The organism is Streptomyces sp. NPDC058964 (genome assembly GCF_042741275.1).
GTDB lineage: Bacteria > Actinomycetota > Actinomycetes > Streptomycetales > Streptomycetaceae > Streptomyces.
Genome location: NZ_JBHYKH010000613.1, coordinates 1 through 4,828 on the forward strand (window position 1 = coordinate 1; position 4,828 = coordinate 4,828).

Consider the following 4,828-nt stretch of genomic DNA (forward strand, 5'->3'; position numbering starts at 1 on the left):
CTCCTGATCATCGCCTTGGTCGCGCTGCTCGCGATCGTCGCCGCGGTCCTGCTGGCCGTACGGCAGGCCAACCGTCTCGCCTCCCCGCTCACCGACCTCGCCGAGACCGCCGAGCGCCTGGGCTCCGGCGACCCGCGCCCCCGCCACAAGCGCTACGGCGTCCCCGAGCTGGACCGGGTCGCCGATGTCCTGGACTCCTCCGCCGAGCGCATCGCCCGGATGCTCACCGCCGAGCGCCGCCTGGCCGCCGACGCCTCCCACCAGCTCCGTACGCCCCTCACCGCGCTCTCGATGCGTCTGGAGGAGATCACCCTCACCGACGACCCGGACACGGTGAAGGACGAGGCGAACGTCGCGCTGACGCAGGTGGAGCGCCTGACGGACGTGGTGGAGCGGCTCCTGACGAACGCCCGCGACCCGCGCACCGGCTCCGCCGTCTCCTTCGACCTCGACGAGGTCATCCAGCAGCAGCTGGCCGAGTGGCGCCCCGCCTACCGCAGCGCGGGCCGCGCGATCGTCAGCTCCGGCAAGCGGCACCTGCGGGCCGTCGGCACCCCGGGCGCGGTGGCCCAGGTCCTGGCGGCGCTGATCGAGAACTCCCTCATGCACGGTGGCGGCACGGTGGCGCTGCGCACTCGCGTCACCGGTAACCAGGCCGTCGTGGAAGTGACCGACGAGGGACCCGGAGTCCCCGGCGACCTCGGCGCCCGGATCTTCGAGCGGACCATCAGCGGGCGGAACTCGACGGGCATCGGCCTGGCGGTGGCCCGCGACCTGGCGGAGGCCGACGGCGGCCGTCTGGAGCTGCTCCAGGCCCAGCCGCCGGTGTTCGGCCTGTTCCTGTCCCGTACGCCACCGACCAGGAAGCCGGACGGGGAACTCCCGACGGTGCGGTGACCGGCGCTGCCCGCCGCGCCCCTTCGACGGCGGGCAGGCCTCGGCCGCCGGGTCCGGGAACCCGCGGGAGGAACACCGAACACCCGACGCCGCGTGGCCGGACGGCACCTGTCCGTGATCCTGGCGGGGTGTGGCCTCATGGCCCGGTGTGACCGCTGCTCGAAGGCTCGCCGTCGGCGCGTGGGAACGCGTGCGCTGAGTGCCCGGGACGGTGCGCTGACCGGTGGCGCCCGTTTGTGGCTGCCGTGCGGTGGCCGGGCCGCCGTACGGCAGGGCGCGGCCCGCTGGCGGGCGCTGCTCGAGGTGCGGTCGTGCCGGGGGAACCGGGCGGGGAACGCCGGGCGGTGGTCCGCCGGTCAGGCCCGCTGCCGGGCGCGCCGGGCGGGGGGCTCCTCCGCCAGGAACGACTCCGCGCTGGCGACGGCCTCACGGGCCGGGAGTGTCTTGAAGACCCAGGTCCGATAGGACCAGAAGCGGAAGAGCGTCGCGACGCCGATGCCGAGGAACTTGAAGACGTTGCTCTGCAGCGGGCTGTCCCAGCCGAAGCCGTAGGTCGCCGCGTACAGCACGCCGTTCTCGATCACCAGACCGACCACGCTGAACAGCAGGAACAGGCTGAGTTCCTTGGTGCGGCCGCCCTTGTCACGGTCCCGGTACGTCCAGTAACGGAACCCGATGTAATTGAAGATGATCGCGACGACGGTCGCGATCACGCTCGCCCGGACGACCGGCAGGTCGGTGACGTGCCGTACCAGGTTGAACACGCCGAGGTTGACAAGCAGCCCGGCGCCGCCGACGGCACCGAACTTGGCGACCTCGCGTACGAGTCGTCGCAGCCCCGAGGAACCATGTTCCATGGCTGTGCAAGCCCCCGTCCGTTGGGTTTCGTCAACCCAGCCATGCTAACCACCCCCCTTCGGACTTTCCTGGGGACGGGTGCGCCAGTCGGAAAGAACCCGGAAAGTACCGGGTAAGAGGCACGGGAATCCGGTGCCCGCGGCTCGGCCGATACCCTAGGCACGTGACGTTCCCGGTAGTCGGCATGGTCGGCGGTGGCCAGCTCGCTCGTATGACACACGAGGCGGGCATCCCGCTGGGCATCAGGTTCAAGCTCCTCAGTGACACCCCTCAGGATTCCGCGGCACAGGTCGTGAGCGACGTCGTCATAGGCGACTACCGCGACCTGGACACGCTGCGTGCGTTCGCGCGGGGCTGCGATGTGATCACCTTCGATCACGAACACGTACCCACCGAGCATCTGCGGGCCCTGGAGGCGGACGGCATCCCCGTGCGCCCCGGCCCCGACGCGCTCGTGCACGCCCAGGACAAGGGCGTGATGCGCGCGAGGCTCGACGCGATCGGCGTGCCGTGCCCACGGCACAGGATCGTGAGCGACCCCGAGGACGTGGTCCGCTTCGCGGCGGAGGGGGACGGCTTCCCCGTCGTCCTCAAGACCGTCCGCGGCGGCTACGACGGCAAGGGCGTGTGGGTCGTGGAGTCCGCCGAGGAGGCGGCCGACCCGTTCCGGGCCGGCGTCCCCGTCCTCGCCGAGGAGAAGGTCGACTACGTCCGCGAGCTCGCCGCCAACGTCGTACGGTCGCCGCACGGCCAGGCCGTCGCGTACCCGGTCGTCGAGTCCCAGCAGGTCAACGGAGTCTGCGACACCGTGATCGCCCCGGCACCCGGCCTCGACGAGGCCCTCGCGCTGAAGGCCGAGGAGATGGCCCTGACCATCGCCAAGGAACTCGGCGTCGTCGGCCACCTCGCCGTGGAGCTGTTCCAGACCCGCGACGGCCGCATCCTGGTCAACGAGCTGGCGATGCGCCCGCACAACTCGGGCCACTGGACCCAGGACGGCGCGGCCACCAGCCAGTTCGCCAACCACGTGCGGGCCGTGCTCGACCTGCCCCTCGGCGACCCCCGGCCGCGCGCCAAGTGGACCGTCATGGTCAACGTCCTCGGCGGCGACTACCCGGACATGTACTCCGCGTACCTGCACTGCATGGCCCGCGACCCCCAGCTCAAGATCCACATGTACGGCAAGGACGTGAAGCCCGGCCGCAAGGTCGGGCACGTCAACACCTACGGCGACGACCTGGACGACGTGCTGGAGCGCGCCCGTCACGCTGCCGGCTACCTGAGAGGCACGATCACCGAATGAGCCCCGTTGTAGGCATCGTCATGGGGTCGGACTCCGACTGGCCCGTCATGGAGGCCGCCGCGCAGGCCCTCGACGAGTTCGAGATCGCGTACGAGGTCGACGTCGTCTCCGCGCACCGCATGCCGCGCGAGATGATCGCGTACGGCGAGAACGCGGCGGACCGCGGCCTGAAGGTGATCATCGCGGGCGCGGGCGGCGCCGCCCACCTGCCCGGCATGCTCGCCTCGGTCACCCCGCTGCCGGTGATCGGCGTCCCGGTCCCGCTGAAGTACCTCGACGGCATGGACTCGCTGATGTCGATCGTGCAGATGCCGGCCGGAGTCCCCGTCGCCACGGTCTCCGTGGGCGGTGCCCGCAACGCCGGTCTCCTCGCCGCCCGCATCCTCGCCACCCACGACGAGGAACTGCTCGGCCGCATGAGGGAGTTCCAGCAGGAGCTGAACGACCAGGCCACCGAGAAGGGCAAGCGGCTGCGCGCCAAGGTCGAGGGTTCGAGCGGCTTCGGCTTCGGCTCGGGGAAGTGACGCGGATGGCTTCACCGGAGGAAGCCCGGGAACTCCTGCGCGAGTTCCCCGTCGTCGACGGCCACAACGACCTCCCCTGGGCGCTGCGCGAACAGGTCCGCTACGACCTCGGCGCCCGCGACATCGCCGCCCCGCAGAACGCCCATCTGCACACCGACATCCCGCGGCTGCGCGAGGGCGGGGTCGGCGCGCAGTACTGGTCGGTGTACGTGCGCTCGGACCTGCCCGGCGCGGTGACGGCGACGCTGGAGCAGATCGACTGCGTACGGCAGTTGATCGCCCGCCACCCGAAGGACCTGGCGACCGCGCTGACCGCGGCCGACATGGAGACCGCGCGCGGTGAGGGCCGTATCGCCTCCCTCATGGGCGCCGAGGGCGGCCACTCGATCGCCAACTCCCTGGGCACGCTGCGCGGTCTGTACGGACTCGGCGTCCGCTACATGACCCTCACCCACAACGACAACAACGACTGGGCGGACTCGGCGACGGACAAGCCGAACGTCGGCGGTCTGTCGGCCTTCGGCCGCGAGGTCGTGCGGGAGATGAACCGCCTCGGCATGCTCGTCGACCTCTCCCACGTGGCGGCGACGACCATGCGGGCCGCGCTGGACACCACGTCCGCGCCGGTGATCTTCTCCCACTCCTCGGCCCGCGCCGTCTGCGACCACCCGCGCAACATCCCGGACGACGTGCTGGAGCGCCTGCCGGCGAACGGCGGCGTCGCGATGGTGACGTTCGTACCGAAGTTCGTGCTCCAGGCGGCGGTCGACTGGACGGCCGCGGCGGACGAGAACATGCGCGCGCACGGCTTCCACCACCTCGACACCACCGCCGAGGCCATGAAGGTGCACCGTGCCTTCGAGGAGAACACCCCCCGCCCGATCGCCACGGTGTCGACCGTCGCCGACCACCTCGACCACATGCGCGAGGTCGCCGGCATCGACCACCTCGGCATCGGCGGCGACTACGACGGCACGGCCTTCACCCCGGACGGCCTCAACGACGTCTCCGGCTATCCCAACCTCATCGCCGAACTCCTGGACCGCGGCTGGTCCAGGCCCGACCTCGCCAAGCTGACCTGGCAGAACGCGGTACGGGTCCTGGGCGCGGCGGAGGACGTGGCCCGCGGACTCCGGGTCACGCGCGGGCCGTCCAACGCGACGATCGAGCGGCTCGACGGCTGAACCCCGGGCGGGGGGGGGGGCGCGCCCCCCGCCCGCCCCCCCGCGGGGGGCCCCGCCCACCC

5 protein-coding genes are annotated in these 4,828 nt (G+C 71.7%); 4 read left to right on the forward strand and 1 reads right to left on the reverse strand.

Going from position 1 to position 4,828, the window contains the following annotated elements:
• A partial coding sequence (locus ACFW2E_RS41475; protein WP_384475710.1) for a sensor histidine kinase occupies window positions 1–897 on the forward strand: 897 nt, incomplete at its 5' end.
• A 356-nt stretch (window positions 898–1,253) separates the two neighbouring features.
• Here ACFW2E_RS41475 and ACFW2E_RS41480 read toward each other — a convergent pair.
• Complete coding sequence (locus ACFW2E_RS41480; protein ID WP_384475713.1) at window positions 1,254–1,754, reverse strand: GtrA family protein; 501 nt, start codon at window positions 1,752–1,754, stop codon at window positions 1,254–1,256.
• A gap of 164 nt (window positions 1,755–1,918) precedes the next feature.
• Between ACFW2E_RS41480 and ACFW2E_RS41485 the strand changes: the two genes are divergently transcribed.
• The 3 genes from ACFW2E_RS41485 to ACFW2E_RS41495 are packed head-to-tail and all read left to right on the forward strand — an operon-like array spanning window position 1,919 to window position 4,766.
• Window positions 1,919–3,058, forward strand: a complete 1,140-nt coding sequence (locus ACFW2E_RS41485) for a 5-(carboxyamino)imidazole ribonucleotide synthase (RefSeq protein WP_384475716.1) — start codon at window positions 1,919–1,921, stop codon at window positions 3,056–3,058.
• Window positions 3,055–3,582: a 5-(carboxyamino)imidazole ribonucleotide mutase gene (gene purE, locus ACFW2E_RS41490; protein WP_384475719.1), complete on the forward strand. Its 528-nt coding sequence runs from the start codon at window positions 3,055–3,057 to the stop codon at window positions 3,580–3,582. The genes ACFW2E_RS41485 and purE overlap by 4 nt, the downstream gene beginning before the upstream one ends.
• A gap of 5 nt (window positions 3,583–3,587) precedes the next feature.
• Entirely contained in the window at window positions 3,588–4,766 is a 1,179-nt protein-coding gene (locus ACFW2E_RS41495) for a dipeptidase (protein ID WP_384475722.1), read from the forward strand.
• Window positions 4,767–4,828 lie beyond the last annotated feature (62 nt).

What these genes read in the sequence shown, in the direction of transcription:
- ACFW2E_RS41480 (WP_384475713.1), bottom strand. Translation starts at nt 1,754, where the DNA reads ATGGAACATGGTTCCTCGGGGCTGCGACGACTCGTACGCGAGGTCGCC.
- purE (WP_384475719.1), top strand. Translation starts at nt 3,055, where the DNA reads ATGAGCCCCGTTGTAGGCATCGTCATGGGGTCGGACTCCGACTGGCCC.
- ACFW2E_RS41495 (WP_384475722.1), top strand. Translation starts at nt 3,588, where the DNA reads ATGGCTTCACCGGAGGAAGCCCGGGAACTCCTGCGCGAGTTCCCCGTC.